General features: G+C 53.0%; 15 protein-coding genes and 13 tRNA genes. 24 read left to right on the top strand and 4 right to left on the bottom strand.

All coding sequences use genetic code 11. The features are described from left to right. Window positions 1–127: 127 nt before the first annotated feature. The 3 genes from LN341_RS14295 to rsgA form a co-directional block, all read right to left on the bottom strand. Window positions 128–1,546 (bottom strand): DASS family sodium-coupled anion symporter, encoded by a 1,419-nt coding sequence (locus LN341_RS14295; protein WP_234203647.1) that lies wholly within the window; start codon window positions 1,544–1,546, stop codon window positions 128–130. A gap of 137 nt (window positions 1,547–1,683) precedes the next feature. Beyond that, complete coding sequence (gene asd, locus LN341_RS14290) at window positions 1,684–2,586, bottom strand: archaetidylserine decarboxylase (protein WP_046222183.1); 903 nt, start codon at window positions 2,584–2,586, stop codon at window positions 1,684–1,686. A 152-nt stretch (window positions 2,587–2,738) separates the two neighbouring features. Further along, window positions 2,739–3,791, bottom strand: a complete 1,053-nt coding sequence (rsgA, locus tag LN341_RS14285; RefSeq protein WP_046222184.1) for a small ribosomal subunit biogenesis GTPase RsgA — start codon at window positions 3,789–3,791, stop codon at window positions 2,739–2,741. Window positions 3,792–3,871: 80 nt separating this feature from the next. Here rsgA and orn point away from each other — a divergent pair, with 80 nt between their 5' ends. From orn to LN341_RS14215, 14 genes are all read left to right on the top strand, one after another. Next, window positions 3,872–4,417 carry an oligoribonuclease gene (orn, locus tag LN341_RS14280; protein ID WP_046222185.1) on the top strand — a complete coding sequence of 182 codons (546 nt, stop codon included), beginning with the start codon at window positions 3,872–3,874 and terminating at the stop codon, window positions 4,415–4,417. 130 nt (window positions 4,418–4,547) lie between these two features. Beyond that, window positions 4,548–4,624, top strand: a tRNA-Met gene (locus LN341_RS14275). Between the two features lie 46 nt (window positions 4,625–4,670). Next, window positions 4,671–4,746: transfer RNA gene (locus LN341_RS14270), tRNA-Gly, on the top strand. 42 nt (window positions 4,747–4,788) lie between these two features. Next, window positions 4,789–4,865: transfer RNA gene (locus LN341_RS14265), tRNA-Met, on the top strand. Between the two features lie 47 nt (window positions 4,866–4,912). Further along, window positions 4,913–4,988 (top strand) — tRNA-Gly (locus tag LN341_RS14260). Between the two features lie 42 nt (window positions 4,989–5,030). Further along, window positions 5,031–5,107, top strand: a tRNA-Met gene (locus tag LN341_RS14255). 40 nt (window positions 5,108–5,147) lie between these two features. Next, window positions 5,148–5,223: transfer RNA gene (locus LN341_RS14250), tRNA-Gly, on the top strand. Window positions 5,224–5,281: 58 nt separating this feature from the next. Beyond that, window positions 5,282–5,358 (top strand) — tRNA-Met (locus LN341_RS14245). A gap of 22 nt (window positions 5,359–5,380) precedes the next feature. After that, window positions 5,381–5,456, top strand: a tRNA-Gly gene (locus LN341_RS14240). Window positions 5,457–5,509: 53 nt separating this feature from the next. Then, window positions 5,510–5,585, top strand: a tRNA-Gly gene (locus tag LN341_RS14235). Window positions 5,586–5,638: 53 nt separating this feature from the next. Next, window positions 5,639–5,714, top strand: a tRNA-Gly gene (locus tag LN341_RS14230). A gap of 53 nt (window positions 5,715–5,767) precedes the next feature. Then, window positions 5,768–5,858 (top strand) — tRNA-Gly (locus tag LN341_RS14225). A 53-nt stretch (window positions 5,859–5,911) separates the two neighbouring features. Then, a tRNA-Gly gene (locus LN341_RS14220) sits at window positions 5,912–6,002 on the top strand. 53 nt (window positions 6,003–6,055) lie between these two features. After that, window positions 6,056–6,146: transfer RNA gene (locus LN341_RS14215), tRNA-Gly, on the top strand. A 784-nt stretch (window positions 6,147–6,930) separates the two neighbouring features. Here LN341_RS14215 and queG read toward each other — a convergent pair. Further along, a complete protein-coding gene (gene queG / locus LN341_RS14210) occupies window positions 6,931–8,061 on the bottom strand; it encodes a tRNA epoxyqueuosine(34) reductase QueG (RefSeq protein WP_046222541.1) in 1,131 nt (376 codons plus the stop codon). 194 nt (window positions 8,062–8,255) lie between these two features. Here queG and LN341_RS14205 point away from each other — a divergent pair, with 194 nt between their 5' ends. From LN341_RS14205 to LN341_RS14160, 10 genes are all read left to right on the top strand, one after another. After that, a complete protein-coding gene (locus LN341_RS14205) occupies window positions 8,256–9,761 on the top strand; it encodes an NAD(P)H-hydrate dehydratase (RefSeq protein ID WP_234203646.1) in 1,506 nt (501 codons plus the stop codon). Window positions 9,762–9,775: 14 nt separating this feature from the next. Further along, window positions 9,776–10,240 carry a tRNA (adenosine(37)-N6)-threonylcarbamoyltransferase complex ATPase subunit type 1 TsaE gene (gene tsaE, locus LN341_RS14200; protein ID WP_046222543.1) on the top strand — a complete coding sequence of 155 codons (465 nt, stop codon included), beginning with the start codon at window positions 9,776–9,778 and terminating at the stop codon, window positions 10,238–10,240. A gap of 4 nt (window positions 10,241–10,244) precedes the next feature. Next, window positions 10,245–11,957 (top strand): N-acetylmuramoyl-L-alanine amidase, encoded by a 1,713-nt coding sequence (locus LN341_RS14195; protein WP_082095881.1) that lies wholly within the window; start codon window positions 10,245–10,247, stop codon window positions 11,955–11,957. A 14-nt stretch (window positions 11,958–11,971) separates the two neighbouring features. Continuing rightward, on the top strand, window positions 11,972–14,071 hold the full coding sequence (mutL, locus tag LN341_RS14190; RefSeq protein WP_234203644.1) for a DNA mismatch repair endonuclease MutL: 2,100 nt from the start codon (window positions 11,972–11,974) through the stop codon (window positions 14,069–14,071). Further along, window positions 14,064–14,999 carry a tRNA (adenosine(37)-N6)-dimethylallyltransferase MiaA gene (miaA, locus tag LN341_RS14185; RefSeq protein ID WP_046222545.1) on the top strand — a complete coding sequence of 312 codons (936 nt, stop codon included), beginning with the start codon at window positions 14,064–14,066 and terminating at the stop codon, window positions 14,997–14,999. The genes mutL and miaA overlap by 8 nt, the downstream gene beginning before the upstream one ends. An 84-nt stretch (window positions 15,000–15,083) precedes the next feature. Continuing rightward, a complete protein-coding gene (gene hfq / locus LN341_RS14180; protein ID WP_027254057.1) occupies window positions 15,084–15,350 on the top strand; it encodes an RNA chaperone Hfq in 267 nt (88 codons plus the stop codon). Between the two features lie 25 nt (window positions 15,351–15,375). Next, window positions 15,376–16,665, top strand: coding sequence for a ribosome rescue GTPase HflX (gene hflX / locus LN341_RS14175; RefSeq protein ID WP_046222546.1), 1,290 nt, complete (start codon window positions 15,376–15,378; stop codon window positions 16,663–16,665). 54 nt (window positions 16,666–16,719) lie between these two features. Then, window positions 16,720–17,874 carry an FtsH protease activity modulator HflK gene (gene hflK / locus LN341_RS14170; RefSeq protein WP_046222547.1) on the top strand — a complete coding sequence of 385 codons (1,155 nt, stop codon included), beginning with the start codon at window positions 16,720–16,722 and terminating at the stop codon, window positions 17,872–17,874. A 2-nt stretch (window positions 17,875–17,876) separates the two neighbouring features. Continuing rightward, window positions 17,877–18,875: a protease modulator HflC gene (gene hflC, locus LN341_RS14165; RefSeq protein WP_046222548.1), complete on the top strand. Its 999-nt coding sequence runs from the start codon at window positions 17,877–17,879 to the stop codon at window positions 18,873–18,875. A gap of 91 nt (window positions 18,876–18,966) precedes the next feature. Further along, complete coding sequence (locus tag LN341_RS14160; protein ID WP_046222549.1) at window positions 18,967–19,161, top strand: DUF2065 domain-containing protein; 195 nt, start codon at window positions 18,967–18,969, stop codon at window positions 19,159–19,161. Window positions 19,162–19,268: the final 107 nt, after the last annotated feature.

Below are 19,268 nucleotides of genomic sequence, written 5' to 3'. Positions count from 1 at the left end.
ATGGGCAGAAGTAAATAGTGAGTCACTCGGAATTATCAGCGAATCTGATGTTTGCTTGATGCCTAATTGTGCAGTCCATTGTTAGGATGTGATCATGATGCCAGAATTATGCTCTTTCTGGGTTGAGTTACACGGATAAAGCCATTAATGCTGCCAGGTACAGGACCGACAGGCCACTGAGGCCGACCAGCACCCCGACTTTCATCATGTCCCGACTGTCAATCAGGCCGGTGGAGTAGGCCAGGGAATTGGGCGGGGTGGAAACGGGCAGCACCATGCCTAACGAAGCAGAGAAAGCCAGCATGATCAGCATGGCCGTCAATCCTCCCGCCCCGGCCAGCGAAGGGACCGAGGTGGCAATCGCAGCCCCAATGGGCATCAGCAGGTTGGCAGTTGCTGTATTCGACATAAAATTGGCCATCAGCCAGCACAATCCCGAGAGCAGGATCAGGATCAGCAGAGACGGCAGGCTGGCATAGTCAATCGCATGGGCCAGCTGTCCGGCCAGCCCGGTCTGATCCAGTGCCATGCCAATGGCGATCCCGCCAGCCACCAGCCAGAGCACATCCCAGTTGAAGAGTTTGAGCTCTTCTTTGCCGATGATCCCTGTCAGCGCGAAGACTGTCAGCGGGAGCAGGGCGACAACATAGGCATTCATGCCGTGCCAGGCCGTTGTCAGCCAGAGCACAATGGTCAGTCCGAACGTCAGATAGACCACCCAGGCTTGCCAGCTGCGCTGAAACTGCCCTTCAAGATGCAACGCCAAGGTGTGATGCCGGGTGGGAAAAAGCCGTTGCAGAAGCCACCAGGCCAGTGCCAGCTGCACAATCACAAAGGGCAGTCCGAACGCCATCCAGCCGAGAAAACTGATGCTGTGCTCGTCGCTCAGATATTGTAAGGCAATGGCATTGGGCGGTGTGCCGATCGGGGTGGCAATCCCGCCTGTGTTGGCGGCAACCGGTATCGCCAGTACCAGTGCTTTGATGCTGTTGTCGTCTCTGGGCACTGTTGCCAGAACAGGAACCAGCAGTGCCAGCATCATGACAGTGGTGGCGGTATTGGACATAAACATCGAAAACACTGCAGTGATCAGCATCAGTCCCAGCATGATATAGCGTGGCTGTGAGCCAAAAGGGCTTAACAGCACACGCGCCAGATTGGTGTCCAGCCGATACTTGGCGGCGGCAATCGCCAGGGCAAAGCCACCGAGAAACAGCATGATGATCGGCGAAGCAAAGGCGTGGAAAATATCGGTGTAGGCAATGAACTGACCCAGCGGGGTGGCGTCTGCCGGCTGACGAAACAACAGCAGGCTCTGATCGGAGAGCATAACAAGCTCCAGCACGATGATCAGCAGGGATGTTGCATAGACAGGCACGGGCTCTAATATCCAGAGCAGAGCTGCCATCACGAAAATGGCCAGTAACCTGTGCTGCACCAGCGTCAGCTCACCCAGTGGCAGCGAGGGCGTCGGGACCTGCAGCAGGGCAAAAGGCAGGCCAAAGGCAATCAGTAATTTCAGCAGTAGCGATAGCGATGCTTGCATGTCCGGTGCTCTGTATAAAAAAGGGCACGGACAGCATAGCATTCTCAATGAGATGCATATGGTGGGTGAGATCAAAATACCGCATCAAAAAAGGGACGAATCCGTCCCTTTTTTGTTAATCAGCGTTCGCGGTGTGGTTAAGCGTCGCTGTCGTCTGTCACCGGCTCAGCCACTGACGATGCAGTCAGACGGGCATAAGCCTCACCCATCCGGGTCGCCACATTGGGTGCCAGATTGTCGGCAAAGGTCACCATCTCTTTCGGGAACAGGTTGATCACGGTTGAGCCCAGTTTGAAACGGCCCATTTCTTCGCCTTTCTTCAGGGTGATGGCCTGATTACCTTCGGCCGGATAATCCCAGCGGCGAACCACAGGGCCGCGTGGCGGTGCAATCGTACCGGCCCAAACAGTTTCGATGCTACCAACAATCGTGGCTCCCACCAGGACCTGAGCAACCGGACCGAAGTCGGTATCAAAGATACAGACCACGCGCTCATTACGGGCAAACAGGTTGGGCACATTTTCCGCGGTCAGCGGATTGACCGAAAACAGATCGCCCGGTACATAGATCATCTGGCGCAGGGTGCCGTCACATGGCATGTGGACGCGGTGATAATCCCGCGGAGACAAATACAGGGTGGCGAAACTCCCGTCCGCAAATTCTTCTGCCAGCGCCTGATCGCCGCCCAGCAGTTCAACGGCGTCGTAGTAATGGCCCTTGGCCTGAATCAGCTGGCCTTTTTCAATCGGGCCCAGTTGGCTGACACAGGCATCGGCCGGATGACAGAATACGTCGGCTTCGTCGTTCAGCGGACGGGCATCCTCTTTGAGTTCACGCACAAAGAAATCGTTGAAAGTGGCGAAAGACGCCGGGTCTTCGTGACGGGCTTCTGCCATATCCACTTTATAGCGGTTGATAAACCAGCGGATCACCGCTGTGGTGACAAAGCCCCCTTTCAGGTCGGCAAGTTTACCGGCCAGACGTGTCAGGGCATGTTTGGGCGCGCAGTATTGCAGGCCAATTTTCAGATTATCGCTCACAATAAGATTCCGATTTCTCTATAAATCAATAACTTGGTTCTTCGCCATCAGTAGCGCTGACCCGGGCTGCGGATTCTACCTGATTTCAGTGATGAAGTCAGGAGAGCGCACGCGAAGAGGGAGCCAGCTCGCAGTTGATGACGCAGAGCCGATTAATTTTGTTTATTCCGGGAAAACTGACGGTTCGCAACGTTCTCCGACATGCTTTCAATGATTTTATGGTAACTGTCGAAGCGTTCCTGACTAATTTTTCCGTCTTGTAATGCTTCGCGCAGTAAGCAACCCGGATCGTCTTTGTGTTTACAGTCGCGGAATTTACAGCCGCCCAGATAACGGCGAAATTCGACGAAAGCGTTCGTCACTTGTTCAGGCTCCAGGTGCCACAGTCCGAATTCGCGAACCCCGGGTGAATCGATCAGATCTCCGCCTTCAGCAAAGTGATACAGACGTGCGGCTGTGGTGGTGTGCTGGCCTAATCCCGAGTTCTCTGACACATCGCCGATCTCGGCTTCCACTTCCGGCATCAGGGCATTGACCAGGCTGGATTTCCCCACCCCGGATTGACCGGCAAAGATGTTGACGTGATCTTTCAGATCCGCTTTCAGTGCCGCTAAGCCTTCTCCTGTCATGGTGCTGACGTAACGCACCTCATAGCCGATCGCTTGATACAGCGACAGGGTGCGCTCGACCTGCTGACGGGTGTCGTCATCGAGCAAATCGACTTTGTTCAGCACAATCAGCGGCTTGATTTCCACTGTCTCGGCAGCCACCAGATAGCGGTCGATAATGTTCAGCGACAACTCAGGCAGCACGGAAGAGACGATGATGATGCGGTTCACATTCGCCGCCACCGGCTTCACCCCATCGTAGTAATCCGGGCGGGTCAGCACCGAAGTTCGTTCATGGACTGCCTCGACCACACCGGCGATGCCCTGAAGGGCTTCAACACCGGGCCGCCAGACAACGCGATCTCCAGAAACCAGGCTCTGAATACTGCGACGCAGGTTACAGCGGTGGATGGTGCCTGTTTCCGGATCTTCAATATCGGCATGCTGGCCGAATCGGGTGATCACCAAGCCTTCACGGGCATTCTCCAGCAGGGCTTCATCCCATTGGATATCTTCCATGCCCTTCGTCAGGCGCTTATTTTGGTTAGAGCGGACACGTCGGCTCTGACCTTTAGTTAACTTTTTCTTTTTTGCCACAAGAATATCGTTCTGTTTGGTTGGCTTTCATTTCAGGCTAAGTATGATACATGCTTTAGTCATCAAATAGGCAAATTCCAATGACAATCAGCGATCAGAACCTGATTTGGATCGATCTGGAAATGACAGGTCTGGATCCCGATACACACAAAATCATTGAAATTGCGACCATAGTGACCGATGCCCAGCTCAACATTCTGGCTGAGGGGCCGGTACTGGCCATTCATCAGCCACCTGCGGAACTGGCCAAGATGGATGACTGGTGCACCAATACTCATACCCATAGTGGTCTGGTTGCCCGGGTGCAGCAAAGTCAGGTGGATGAGGAGGAAGCGGTGCGTCAGACCATCGCATTTCTCGAACAATGGGTGCCCAAAGGCGCTTCGCCGATTTGCGGTAACAGCATAGGTCAGGATCGTCGCTTCCTGTATAGGCACATGCCGGAATTAGAACAATACTTTCATTATCGGTATCTGGATGTCAGCACACTGAAAGAGCTGACTCGTCGCTGGAAGCCTGAGCTGCTGGACAACTTCCATAAGCAGGGCTCGCACCTGGCGCTGGATGATATTCGTGAATCGATTGCTGAACTGCGTTTCTATCGTGAGCAAATTTTTAAGATTTGATGCTTTAATGAACGCTTAAACGGAAAGGCGGAGATTTTTTTTCAGAACTATTGCATCCGCCTGTTTTCCTCGTATAATGCGCAGCCTCGAAAGGCAATAATGTTTTAGTTTGCTTTTCAGTATTTTCGGACGCGGGGTGGAGCAGCTTGGTAGCTCGTCGGGCTCATAACCCGAAGGTCGTCGGTTCAAATCCGGCCCCCGCAACCAACGAATTTACGACAGTTTGAGTTGATAAAGACTCAGGCATGTCCATGCGACACTAGCTCAGTTGGTAGAGCGCAACCTTGCCAAGGTTGAGGTCACGAGTTCGAACCTCGTGTGTCGCTCCAGATTCAAAGCTGTCATCGTGCTCAACGGTGAAACAATTCGGACGCGGGGTGGAGCAGCTTGGTAGCTCGTCGGGCTCATAACCCGAAGGTCGTCGGTTCAAATCCGGCCCCCGCAACCAACGAATTTTACGACAGTTTGAGTTGGTAAAGACTCAGGCATGTCCATGCGACACTAGCTCAGTTGGTAGAGCGCAACCTTGCCAAGGTTGAGGTCACGAGTTCGAACCTCGTGTGTCGCTCCAGATTCAAAGCTGTCATCGTGCTCAACGGTGAAACAATTCGGACGCGGGGTGGAGCAGCTTGGTAGCTCGTCGGGCTCATAACCCGAAGGTCGTTGGTTCAAATCCGGCCCCCGCAACCAAAGATTACAAGATGGCTTGATTACTATCAGGTTATCAAATGCGACACTAGCTCAGTTGGTAGAGCGCAACCTTGCCAAGGTTGAGGTCACGAGTTCGAACCTCGTGTGTCGCTCCAGCTTTCTTTGCTTGAAGAAAAGCGGTTGTCATCGTACCTGACGGTGAAACAATACGGACGCGGGGTGGAGCAGCTTGGTAGCTCGTCGGGCTCATAACCCGAAGGTCGTCGGTTCAAATCCGGCCCCCGCAACCAATTTTCTTTTTTAAGAAAATATGCGACACTAGCTCAGTTGGTAGAGCGCAACCTTGCCAAGGTTGAGGTCACGAGTTCGAACCTCGTGTGTCGCTCCAGATTCTTAGCTTGAAAAAGCGAGTTGTCATCGTACTCAACGGTGAAAATTGATGCGACACTAGCTCAGTTGGTAGAGCGCAACCTTGCCAAGGTTGAGGTCACGAGTTCGAACCTCGTGTGTCGCTCCAGATTCTTAGCTTGAAAGAGCGAGCTGTCATCGTGCTCAACGGTGAAACAAAATGCGACACTAGCTCAGTTGGTAGAGCGCAACCTTGCCAAGGTTGAGGTCACGAGTTCGAACCTCGTGTGTCGCTCCAGATTCTTAGCTTGAAAAAGCGAGTTGTCATCGTACTCAACGGTGAAAATTGATGCGACACTAGCTCAGTTGGTAGAGCGCAACCTTGCCAAGGTTGAGGTCACGCCAAGTTCCTTGAAGATCAGGAACCTCGTGTGTCGCTCCAGATTCTTAGCTTGAAAGAGCGAGCTGTCATCGTGCTCAACGGTGAAACAAAATGCGACACTCACTCAGTTGGTCAAGCGCAACCTTGCCAAGGTTGAGGTCACGCCAAGTTCCTTGAAGATCAGGAACCTCGTGTGTCGCTCCAGATTCTTAGCTTGAAAAAGCGAGCTGTCATCGTGCTCAACGGTGAAACAAAATGCGACACTCACTCAGTTGGTCAAGCGCAACCTTGCCAAGGTTGAGGTCACGCTGAGCTCCTTGAAGCGCAGGAATCTTGTGTGTTGCTCCAGTTTTCCTACTTGATAGGAAGATCACAGCTTAATACATTGAAAGCTGTAAAATCACAAACCATTACTGTGAAGTAATAGTCTTAGAGGTCAGAACTTTACCTCGCGAGGTTCTATCGGACAGTGTCCAGACCGCCTCAAGCTTACAGAAGTTTCAGTAAGCTGAAATCAACATCATCCCAAATCAGTGAAGACAGCCGAAAGGTTGTTTTTTTGTCTGAGAATAAGATGCTCTGTACTCCCATACTGAGAAGTATTGGCGACCATCAATGATGACAGTCAATGTTGTTTAGCCAATATGGGCTACACTACAGTCTTGTCTGCTCATCGAAACAGCTCCAAAGCACATGTGTGTTTATACGTCCGGGATGCTGTAATTCAAACTAAATTCTGTATTTGCATCATCTAATGCACAGAGTTATCCACATCATTTTATTTGTGGGTAAGTCGGTTGATTAGTTGTGCTGTCTGTCTGTGCATAACTCTGTGCATTTAAAAAATTATCCCCATTATCAACAGAAAATCAATCAAACAGCCTGCGTATAACGTATTGTTTTCCATGTGATTTATTGTGGTGGCCTCAAAGTTGTGAACAGGGTGATCATATAATGATCATGGTGAATAACATTCTTAAATCAAACAGCTTCAGCTTGTGCTTAATAACCAGTGTTCATAACCAAAATGGTGCAAATGAAATTGTTTTCCACATACAAAAAAGGCTGATCGGGATCGCGTTTTGTAGCCCGTGAATCACCCGCAAACGGAGGGGAAGCGCGGTGACTGGTTTCAGGCGTCCCGGGGAAGCCCTTTTTCGACGATGCGAATCAGTCGCTGGGTTTTATTGGTCACGACATCAACCCGCGCTTCATCCCGTCTGGCGATTTGACGACGGATTGACCAGTCAAGGTGTTCATCCAGCATACTGTCTAACCCTTTGCGTTCAATCAAAGCGTTAAGCAATTCAGGTGCGTAGGGCGCATTGCCAATGGCGACACTGAGATTGCGGAGCCATTTGAGATGGCCGATGCGTCGGATGGGGGAGCCTTCGGTGTTCTTCAAAAATGTGGCTTCGTCCCAGTGGAATAATGTCAGCAGATCCTGCTGATAGAGCTGAGGACGGCAGTGGTAATCCGGTTCATCCGTAATTGCCGATTGCCGGTTATAAGGACACACGAGTTGGCAGTCATCGCAGCCGTAAATCCGGTTCCCCATGGCTTCACGGAATTCTTCCGGGATAGGGCCATCCAGCTCTATGGTCAGGTAGGAAATACAACGACGCGCATCGACCACACCTTCAGCGACGATGGCCTGAGTCGGGCAACTGGTGATGCAGGCCACACACTTACCGCATTGATGATCAACGGGCTCATCTGTGGGCAAAGGCAAATCAATCAGCAACTCACCGAGAAAGAACCAGGAACCTGCGTCCTCACTTAAGATGAGGGAGTGTTTGCCCGTCCAGCCGAGTCCGGCTTTTTCCGCGAGCGGGCGCTCCAGAATCGGCGCAGAATCGACAAAAGGCCGGTAGCCAAAAGCACCGGCAACCTGTTCGATTCTCTGGCCCAGCTGTTTGAGGCGGTTACGGACCAGTTTATGATAATCCCGGCCGAGGGCATAACGGCTGATATAGGCTTTTTCCGGTTGTTTCAGGGTTTGAGCAAAGCCGGCTTCCGGTGGCAGGTAGTTCATCCTGACACTGATCACTCTCACCGTTCCGGGTAATAACTCAGCCGGTCGGGCCCGCATCATGCCATGACGCGCCATCCAGTCCATCTCGCCGTGGTAGCCGGCATCCAGCCAGCGCTGTAGCTGTGCCTCGTGCTTTGACAGATCAACATCGCAGATGCCGACATGCTGAAAACCCAGGTCTTTGCCCCATTGTTTGATGTCATTCGCAAGCTGTTGATAGTCGAGCATGATGTGGCTGCCGTCTGGTGGATGAATCGGGGGCCGGAGTGTAGCACAATTCACACAGTGAAAAATAATGGGCAATGGCGAAAAATACGGCACAGATTGTTGTGCCCTGAAATGCTTTTCGGCACTATTTTAAAGTATATGTCCAGTATGGTGTGCTTTGATAAGCAGACGCAGAGCGAAGGAATTCGTGCGACATGACAGATCAGGCGTTTCCCACATCCGCTTATCGGCCCGAGCAGGTTCGATTGGGTGAAAAGCAGGCTGCGCAACAGCTGGACTGGCCTATGTACCGGTTAATGGAAAATGCAGGCCTGGCAGTATTTGACTGCCTTCAGCATTACCATGATACGGCAAAACATGTGCTGGTCTGTTGCGGTGGTGGTAATAATGGCGGTGACGGTTATGTGGTTGCCCGTCTGGCGCATGAAGCCGGATTAAACGTCACCGTGTGGCAGTTGGGGGAAGCGTCCCGCTTGCAGGGTGATGCCGCACTGGCCCGGGATGCTTGGCTAGCATGCGGTGGCAAGATAGACACCCCAAAGGCACATATTGATCCCGCGGTTGATGTGATTGTTGATGCCATTCTGGGGACGGGCTTATCCGGTGCCGTGCGGGAGGATGCTGCCGCCCTGATAAAAACGCTGAACGCTTCCGGTAAACCTGTGATTGCTGTGGATATCCCGTCGGGTTTGTGCGCGGATACCGGCCAGACATTGGGGGCAACCGTGAAAGCCTGGCAGACGGTCACTTTTATTGGCATGAAAAGAGGATTGCTGACCGGTCAGGCCGCCCTATACAGGGGAGAGCTAAACTTTGCCGGGCTGGGGGTTGCCGAGGTGTTCGAGCAGCTGCAACCGGCCTGTGCCAGAGTCATTCAGCAAGATGATGTCGCCGCCATGCTGCCGCCGCGCTCGCGGACAGCCCATAAGGGCAGTTACGGCCGGGTGCTCTGTCTGGGCGGCGATCAGGGCATGGGCGGTGCGATCCGTCTGGCATCGGAAGCCTGTGCCAGAACCGGTGCAGGTCTGACGGCGGCCGTCACACATACTGACAATGTGCTGGCAATTCAGACCGCGCGTCCTGAGATAATGGCGCAAGGCTGGCAACCGGGCCGTGATCAAGCGAATCAACAGCTCAGCAGCCGGATTGGCTGGGCTGATGTCGTCGTCCTGGGGCCCGGCCTGGGCCAGAACATATGGGGCAGAGCGCTCTGGACCAGATACAGCGAGGCGCGACAGGATCTGTTATTGGTGCTGGATGCCGACGGATTGAACTTATTGGCGCAGACACCAGACTATAAAGAGAACCGAATTTTAACGCCTCACCCAGGTGAGGCTGCCCGATTACTCAATCTGACCGTCGCAGACATCGAAGCGGATCGCTTTGCGGCGGCGGAACAAATCCAGCAGCGTTATGGTGGTGTTGTGGTACTGAAAGGGGCTGGCACTGTGGTGTATGATGGCCGGCAGTATTATGTCTGCCTGGCCGGTAATCCTGGCATGGCGACAGGTGGCATGGGCGATGTATTAGCAGGACTGATTGGCGGACTGCTGGCACAAGGGCTGACGCTATCGCAAGCAGGCCGGGCGGGTGTGTGGATTCACAGCCGGGCGGCTGATCTGGCGGCAGAGTCAGGGGAACGCGGCTTGCTGGCCGGTGATCTCTTTGCGTATATTCGACAATTGATAAATCTAAGATAAAGATAACGACAACAATGCAGACATTGAATATTGTGTTGGCCGATGAAGCGGCAACGGTGGCCTTTGGCCAACAACTGGCTCTGGCCTGTGAGCGGCAGACGACGATTTACCTTCACGGTGATTTAGGTGCAGGGAAAACGACCTTTTGCCGGGGATTTATCCGCGCGCTGGGTCATCAGGGTAATGTAAAAAGCCCGACTTATACCCTCGTTGAACCTTATGAACTGCCGCCCTGGCAGGTTTACCATTTTGATCTTTATCGCCTGGCCGATCCGGAAGAGCTGGAATTTATGGGTATCCGTGACTATTTTACGCCGGATGCCATCTGCCTGGTGGAATGGCCGGAGAAAGGCACTGGACTGCTACCGGCGCCGGATCTGGATATTGAACTTCGCTACGTAGATCAGCACCGTCAGGTTGAAGTGACGGCGAACAACGGCTACGGGATGGCAGTGTTAAAGAAACTGGAGCAGAGTTGATTCAATGGGGTGGCGCAGAAGTTTTTCTTTGACGGTTTTTCTTGCCGGGATAGCGAGCGGCTCAGCTCTGGCCAATGAAGTAGAAGGGATTCGTGTCTGGCCAGCTCCGGATGAAACCCGGGTCGTGCTGGACATGGAGGAAGAGCCGACTTTTACCTATTTTACGCTGACTAAACCTGATCGTCTGGTGATTGATCTGAAGGATACGTCGTTGAAATCGTCGCTGCCGGTGGTGGTGAAAGACAGTGATGTCCTGACGAAAATTCGCAGCAGCAGCCCCCCGGAAACCGGGACAGCCCGTCTGGTGTTTGAAACCCGCGCCACCACATCCCCCAAGATTTTTAAACTACCACCGACGCCGGATGGTCATTACAGTCACCGCCTGGTGCTGGATCTACCGCACGCGGCTAAAACCGAAACGGTCAAATCGGCGGACACGGGCAGCAAGGCAACAGCGGTCGACAGTATCCATCTGCCTTACGGCAATGACGATATTATCGTGGCCATTGATGCCGGCCATGGTGGGGAAGATCCCGGCTCCATCGGCCCAAGCCGGAAGTATGAAAAAAATGTCACGCTGACCATTGCCCGTAAGGTGGCTGACCGGATTAATGCCACACCAGGCATGAAAGCGGTCATGACTCGTCGCGGGGATTACTTCGTCAATCTGAACAAACGCTCGGAAATTGCCCGCAAGAACAAAGCGCATTTGCTGGTTTCTATCCATGCGGACGGCTTTCATAAACCGCAGCCGCAAGGGGCCTCTGTCTGGGTCTTAAATACCCGCCGCGCCAATACAGAAATCGGTCGCTGGCTTGAGCAGCACGAGAAGCAGTCTGAATTGCTGGGTGGCGGCGATGTGCTGTCCGGCGGACAGGACGATCAGTACCTCAGTATGGCGGTGCTGGATTTGCAGTTCAGCCATTCGCAAAAAGAAGGGTATGACGTCGCCAGCCGGGTACTGAACGAAATGGCCAAAGTGACTAAGCTGCATAAATCCAAGCCCGAGCATGCCAGCCTGGCGGTGCTGAAATCGCCGGATATCCCTTCTCTGCTGGTTGAAACCGGATTTATCACCAATCCGCGCGAGGAGCGTCTGCTCAACAGCACCAGTCACCAGAACAAGCTGTCAGAGGCGGTGTATAAAGGGGTACTGTCCTATTTCAATGAGAAACCACCGGAAGGGACCTTGTTTGCAGCCCGTAAACACGGGATCAAGCACAAAGTCGCCAGTGGCGAGTCACTGAGCGTGATCGCCGATCAATACAACTCGTCGGTACAGGCTATTCGTCAGATGAACCAACTGTCATCCAATGTGGTGAAAGTGGGCCAGATATTGCGCATTCCTGCCGGTAAAGCAGCCAGCCACAGCAGCGGTACCGCCAACAGCAGTGCCGCCGTGGCCAGCATCACGCAAAGCACTGTGGTGCATACCGTGCAGCGGGGTGAGTTTTTGGGTAAGATCGCCAGCAAGTATAAAGTAACGGTCGACAGCATTCGTCAGGCGAACGCTTTGCGCTCAGATGAACTGGCCGTCGGTCAGAAACTGAAAATTGCGGTTCAGCGCAAGCTGGTTGAGCATACGGTACGCCGCGGGGAGTTCCTCGGTAAAATTGCTGCCCATTATGGGGTCAGCGTCAGTAGTATCCGGCAAGCGAATCAGCTAAGCTCAGATACTCTGGCGGTGGGCCAGAAACTTAAAATTCCAAGCACTTAATTGCAGACTTGATTATGCCCATTCAGATATTACCAGCCAGGCTGGCTAACCAGATCGCCGCCGGTGAAGTGGTGGAACGCCCTGCTTCTGTGGTGAAAGAGCTGGTGGAAAACAGTCTGGATGCTGGCGCAACCCGTATTGAAATCGACATTGATAAAGGCGGCAGCCGCACCATTCGCATCCGTGATAACGGAGTAGGCATCGTGAAAGAAGAGCTGCAACTCGCGCTCAGCCGTCACGCCACCTCAAAAATTACCACGCTGGATGATCTGGAAGCGATTGCCAGTCTGGGTTTCAGGGGGGAGGCACTGGCGAGTATCAGTTCGGTCTCCCGCCTGACACTAACCTCCCGTACCGACGCGCAGCCGGAAGCCTGGTCGGCTTATGCCGAAGGGCGTGACATGACGGTACAGCTCAAACCGGCAGCTCACCCGGTCGGCACGACAGTGGAAGTGCTGGATCTGTTTTTCAACACCCCGGCCCGCCGTAAATTTCTCCGCACCGAAAAAACCGAATTTGCCCATATTGATGAACTGCTCAAGCGCATTGCACTGAGTCGGTTTGATGCCAGTATACTGCTGCGTCATAACGGTAAACTGATCCGCCAGTATCGTGCCGCAGAGACACAGGCGCAAAAAGAGCGCCGGCTGGCCGCCGTGTGCGGGCAGGGTTTTCTGCAACATGCGCTGTCACTGGAGCTGGGACACGGTGATCTGCGCCTGTCAGGCTGGATCTGTACTCCGCAAGGGGCACGGGCACAGAACGATATTCAGTACTGTTATGTCAATGGCCGGATGATGAAGGATAAGCTGATCAATCATGCGATCCGTCAGGCATTTGAAGGTGCGCTGGCCGCAGAGCAGTACGCGGCTTACGTGTTGTTTATTGAGGTCGACCCGCACCAGGTGGATGTCAACGTCCATCCGGCCAAGCATGAAGTCCGCTTTCACCATGCCCGTCTGGTGCATGATTTTATCTATCAGGGTGTGCAAAGTGCCTTGCAGCAGAGTGGCGCTGAAACCAGCCTGTACTCGGCACCAGAGCGAGCATCGGCACGCGGCGATGCCGGCCAGCCAGATGCTTATCAGATCAAGGAGCCAGCACCGCTCAGCAGCCAGCCTGACTCGGTACCAGACACCGATAGCACGCACGTCCCGTCTGCCAACGCTCTGGATGCCATTGCCAATACCCCGGCCTACCCGCGACAAGCGCCGGCAAGAGAATGGCGACACAGCGATGCGTCGGTCACTTCAGTCCGTCCGTCCGTCCGGCCAGAGCAGGAGAGGGCCACTGTTGCCTCGGCGTCGTCCCGTCCTGCTACCAGTGCCCGGAGCCACTCGCCTCGTCAGCCTGGTGGAGAAGCGCCTTCCAAGGCGGAAGTCGCAGCCTATCAGGCATTGATGCAAACCCAGGCCGCAGCGGCAGAGCCTGAGCCGATGTCACGCCAGCCGCAGAATACGCCACCTGCCAATGCCTGGCGTGATGCGCCGGAGCCGGTCAAGCGCACTCCGGTACTCAACAGCCAGCCTGAGCACGGACTGGGCAAAGCGCTGACCGTGATTGCTGAGCGTTATTTGCTGGTCAGTCATGGTGCTGATGTCGCTTTGTTATCGCTCACAGAGGCCGATCAGCTGCGTATCAAAGGGCAGTTGCAATTTGCCCGTCATGACGGCCTGAAACCCCAGCCATTGCTGATCCCGCTCGTGATCCCAACCACACAGCGGTTAAGCCAAAGCGCCGGCCAGCACAGCGCGGTATTGCAGAAACTGGGGATTCAGATCCGGGCCAAAGGGCAGGATAAACTGGTGATCCTGGCGGTGAGCCTGCCACTTCGTCAGCAGAACCTGCAAGTATTGATCCCGGCGTTACTGGCTCAGCTCAGCACCTTGTCAGAGGCAGGAGATCAACTGAGTCAGGCCGATTACTGGGACGCTTTGCTGGACTGGCTTTCCGCCGAACTGTCGGTGAACAGTGAACGCTTTAGCTTGTCTCAGGCCATTACTTTGCTGGGTGAACTCGAACAACTCTGGGGGAGTACCCTGGAATCTTATTATTCCCGGTTGCTGCGTCCGGTCGATTTGCAGCCGGCATTAGAAGCGTTTAAACATGACTAAATCTCTTCCACAGGCCATTTTTCTGATGGGGCCGACCGCGTCGGGAAAAACCGACCTGGCAATCCGTTTACGTCAGCAATTGCCTGTTGAGCTTATTAGTGTGGATTCTGCACTGATTTACCGTGATATGGATATCGGTACCGCGAAACCAGATGCCGCTGAGCTGGCTCAGGCACCGCACCGGCTGATCGATATTCGTGATCCGTCACAAAGTTATTCAGCCGCTGATTTTCGTGAAGATGCCCTCAAAGAAATGGCAGATATCGTGGCAGCTGGTCGCATTCCATTATTGGTTGGCGGCACGATGCTCTATTTTAAGGCATTGCTGGAGGGGCTTTCGCCACTGCCGCAGGCTGATCCGGCGATTCGTGCTGAGATTGAACAACAAGCCCGGGAGCAGGGTTGGCAGGCTTTACATCAGGAATTGCAACAAATTGATCCTGTCTCTGCGACACGGATCCATCCAAATGATCCACAACGATTGTCGCGGGCATTGGAAGTTTTCCGAATTTCAGGTAAAACTTTAACTGAGTTGACCCAAACGCAGGGGGAAACATTACCTTATCAGGTACACCAATTTGCGATAACACCCATGGATAGGGCTATTCTGCATCAGAGGATCGAGCAGCGCTTTGACAAGATGATCAAAGCAGGCTTTGAACAGGAAGTTCGAGCCTTGTATGAGCGGGGGGATCTGCATCCGGATCTCCCGTCAGTACGCTGTGTTGGATACCGACAGATGTGGGATTACTTTGACGGCAACTGCACACTGGATGAAGCGGTGTTTCGCGGAATCTGTGCAACCCGTCAGTTAGCCAAGCGGCAAATTACCTGGCTTCGCAGCTGGAAAGCGCTGACTTGGTTGGATAGCAGTGATGTAGAGAAAGCGTTACAAACAGTCACAAACTCCGTTAGCCGTGAGGTTTGATTAACGTGTATACTCATCTCTGCTTTGCGTATTGTTTTTTGTTCATTGAAACATACAACTACAAACAAATAAGGAAAAGAAAGAATGGCTAAGGGGCAATCTCTACAAGACCCGTTTTTGAATGCGCTGCGTCGTGAAAGAATCCCGGTTTCTATTTACTTGGTCAATGGTATTAAGCTCCAGGGACAGATTGAGTCATTTGACCAGTTCGTGATCCTGCTGAAAAATACGGTCAACCAAATGGTGTACAAGCACGCTATTTCTACTGTCGTGCCGGCTCGTCCGGTCAATCATCACCATTCAGGTGATCGTCCGACAACAGAACGTGGCCAGGAAAAAACAGAAGAATAATATTCTTCGATAAGGAGTTGATTGCTTGTTTGACCGTTATGAAGCCGGTGAACAGGCAATTCTTGTTCATATCAACTTCACGCAAGAAGGGGAATGGGAAGATCTCAGCGAGTTTGAAATGCTGGTCTCCTCGGCGGGAGTCAATCAGCTGCGTGTGATAACAGGCAGCCGACAGTCTCCCCACCCTAAGTATTACGTGGGAGAAGGTAAAGCACAGGAAATTGCCGATGCGGTCAGAGCGGAAAACGCCGAGATCGTCATTTTTAACCATTCACTCTCGCCTGCCCAGGAGCGAAATCTGGAGCGGCTGTGCAAATGCCGGGTTCTGGACAGAACCGGATTGATCTTGGATATCTTCGCTCAGCGCGCGCGAACCCATGAGGGTAAGCTGCAAGTCGAGCTGGCGCAGTTACGTCATATTTCTACCCGTTTGATCCGCGGCTGGACCCACCTTGAACGACAGAAGGGCGGGATAGGTCTGCGCGGGCCGGGTGAAACTCAGCTTGAAACTGACCGTCGTTTGCTGCGTGAGAGGATCAAGGCGATTCTGCGCCGTTTGGATAAAGTTTCCAAACAGCGGGATCAGGGCCGCCGAGCCAGAAGCCGGGCCGATATTCCGACCATTTCGTTAGTCGGTTATACCAACGCCGGTAAGTCTACCTTGTTTAACCGGGTGACGGATGCCGGGGTGTATGCTGCGGATCAGCTATTCGCCACCTTGGATCCGACATTGCGGAAAATCGATGTGGAGGATGTGGGAACCAGTATTCTGGCTGATACGGTCGGATTTATCCGCCATCTTCCGCATGATCTGGTGGCTGCGTTTAAAGCCACACTGAAAGAAACCCAGGAAGCCGCGTTGTTGTTACATGTGGTGGATGCCAGTGATGAGCGTTATCGGGAAAATATCGATGCGGTCAACACCGTCCTGGAAGAAATCGATGCCAGTGATGTTCCGGTATTGGTGGTCATGAATAAGATTGACAACCTGGAAGAAGCTGAGCCGCGTATTGAGCGCGACGAAGACGGTATTCCACGGTGTGTCTGGGTTTCTGCCCGCGAAGGAACCGGGATTGATCTGCTCTTCACGGCACTGACGGAGCGGTTGTCCGGAACTATGGTCACCCATACTCTGCGTCTGCCGCCGGCAGTGATCGGTCGCTTCCGGAGCAAGTTTTATCAGCTTGGGGCGATTGTCAGGGAAGAGTATGAAGAAAATGGTAACCTGATACTGGATGTACGTTTACCCATCGCAGAATGGGCTCGACTGCAAAAAAGAGAGCACCAGGGGCTGGATGACTTTATCCTTGCCTGATGGACTGCTAGAGTAATAAAAACTGTCGTCATATCATATTGATGGAGTTCTATAATGGCGTGGAATGAGCCTGGAAACAACGGTGGCCGCGATAAGGACCCTTGGGGGAACAATAATCGTGGTGGTCGTGAACAAGGGCCGCCTGATCTCGATGAAGTGTTTGCAAAACTGAGTCGTAAGTTTGGTGGTATTTTTGGGAATAAGCGTGGACCTTCGAGCGGCGGCGGTGCTGTCGGCTTAGGTGTTATTGCTGTTATCGCGGCTGCGATTTGGGGCTTTTCAGGGTTTTATACTGTTGGCGAAGCTGAGCGTGGCGTCGTACTTCGGTTTGGTAAATTCTATGAAATGGTCGATCCTGGTCTGAACTGGAAACCTACCTTCATCGATGATGTTGAGCTGGTCAACGTACAGGCGATTCGTTCTCTGCGCAGCTCAGGTCTGATGCTGACGAAGGATGAAAACGTCCTGAGAGTTGAAATGGAAGTGCAGTACAGGGTTTCTGATGCACAGAAGTACCTGTTCAGTGTGACCAATGCGGACGACAGTCTGCGCCAGGCAACGGATTCTGCTCTGCGTGCGGTGATCGGTGACTCCACGATGGATGAAGCCCTGACCCGTGGCCGTCAGACCATTCGTGCCAATACCCAGACGGATATCGATAAGATTACCGATAAATATGACATGGGTATTCTGGTTGTGGACGTGAACTTCCAGTCAGCCCGTCCGCCGGAAGCTGTGAAAGATGCATTTGATGATGCGATCGCGGCCCGAGAGGATGAGGAGCGCTTTGTGCGCGAAGCGGAAGCCTACAGCAACGATATCCTGCCGAAAGCAACAGGTCGTGCTGAACGTCTGAAGAAAGAAGCGGAAGGTTATACCGAGAAAGTGGTGAACGGCGCACTGGGTGAAGTGGCTCAGTTCGAGAAACTGTTACCTGAGTACAATGCAGCGAAAGAAGTAACCCGTAATCGCTTGTATCTGGACACCATGGAACGCGTTTACTCCAACACCAGCAAAGTGATGGTGGACTCGAAATCCGGTGGCAATCTGCTTTATCTGCCTTTGGACAAGCTGATGAATCAGGCGGAAGGCAGTAAACAGCAAATGAGCCCATCCAGCTCGTACGGTATTGAACTGGAGAAGACAGAAAATGTGAATCCTACTCCAGCGGCACCGCGTGCTGATTCTGGTCGTCAGGGGAGATATTAATTATGCGTAAGTTAATTATCCCGCTCGTAGTCATTCTCATCGCTCTGGTGTTGATGTCCGTCTTCGTCGTCAAAGAGGGCGAGCGTGGTATTGTGGTTCGTTTCGGTCGAATCATTAAAGATGACACCAGCAACATGACGCGTGTGTATGAGCCGGGCCTGCACTTCAAAGTACCGGTATTTGACCGTGTTCGTAAGCTGGATGCCCGTATTCAGACCATGGATGATCAGGCTGACCGTTTTGTTACCTCTGAGAAAAAAGATGTGATCATCGATACCTATGTGAAGTGGCGTATTCAGGACTTCGGTCAGTATTACCTGACAACCGGTGGCGGTAATACCGCAACGGCGGAAGGGCTGCTGAAACGCAAAGTGGTTGACAGTCTGCGTGCACAGATCGGTGCGAAAGAGATCAAACAGATAGTGTCTGGTCCGGATCGTGGCAACAACGTGGATGCCGGCGCTGCTGCACCCGTTGATGAAAGCGTGGCCATTGCGTCTGAAATTGTGCAGGAAGTCGCTCCCAGAAGAGAACTGGAAGGCGAGCGTGACAAGATCATGGCCGATGTACTGGCTGAAACTCAGATCAGTGCCCGTGACCTTGGTATCGAAGTGGTTGATTTCCGCATGAAGAAAATCAACCTGCCGGATGAGATCAGCGAGTCTATCTATCGCCGTATGCGTGCTGAACGTGAATCGGTGGCTCGTAAGCATCGTTCTCAGGGTCGAGAAAAAGCCGAGGTTATCCGTGCTCAGTCTGAGCTGGAAGTCGCCAAGATTATTTCTGAAGCCGAACGTATTGCCCGCATCCAGCGCGGTGATGCTGAAGCAAAAGCGGCTGAAATCTATGCGACTGCGTTTAACAAGGATCCGGAGTTTTATAACTTCCTGCGTTCTTTGAAAGCGTACGAGAACAGCTTCAGTTCCAAACAGGATATTCTGGTAGTTGATCCGAACAGTGATTTCTTCAAATACATGAAAGAATCAAACGGCCTGAACTAAGCGGGTTCAGTGCTGACAAAAAGACAAGGCATGGCCTTGTCTTTTTTTTTGTCCGATACCGGGGATGGTAAGTCGAGAGCGGGGTAAAACGATGAGTCAAACATTCTGGCTGGCCGTCGGGCTGGTCCTGATTCTGGAAGGCTTGGGGCCATTGCTGGCACCCAGGGGCTGGCGCAAACTGATCAGTCAGTTGAGCAACCAGGATGATCAGACACTACGCCGTCTTGGGGGGTGTTTAGTCGTCGCTGGCGGCGTGATTGCCTATCTCATGTTCAGTCGCCTGTAAATCGTCACTCAGGTGATTCGTGACTCTCCCCTGACGATTTTCTGGGTCATGGTCAAAAAATGACTGCAAGCAAATTTGTAAGGTGCTAGAATCCTTTTTTAACTACT

Origin of the sequence: Photobacterium sp. TLY01, assembly GCF_021432065.1 — a bacterium.
In the GTDB taxonomy this organism is placed as follows: Bacteria; Pseudomonadota; Gammaproteobacteria; order Enterobacterales; family Vibrionaceae; genus Photobacterium; species Photobacterium halotolerans_A.
This window is presented reverse-complemented; position numbering and strand designations above follow the sequence as displayed.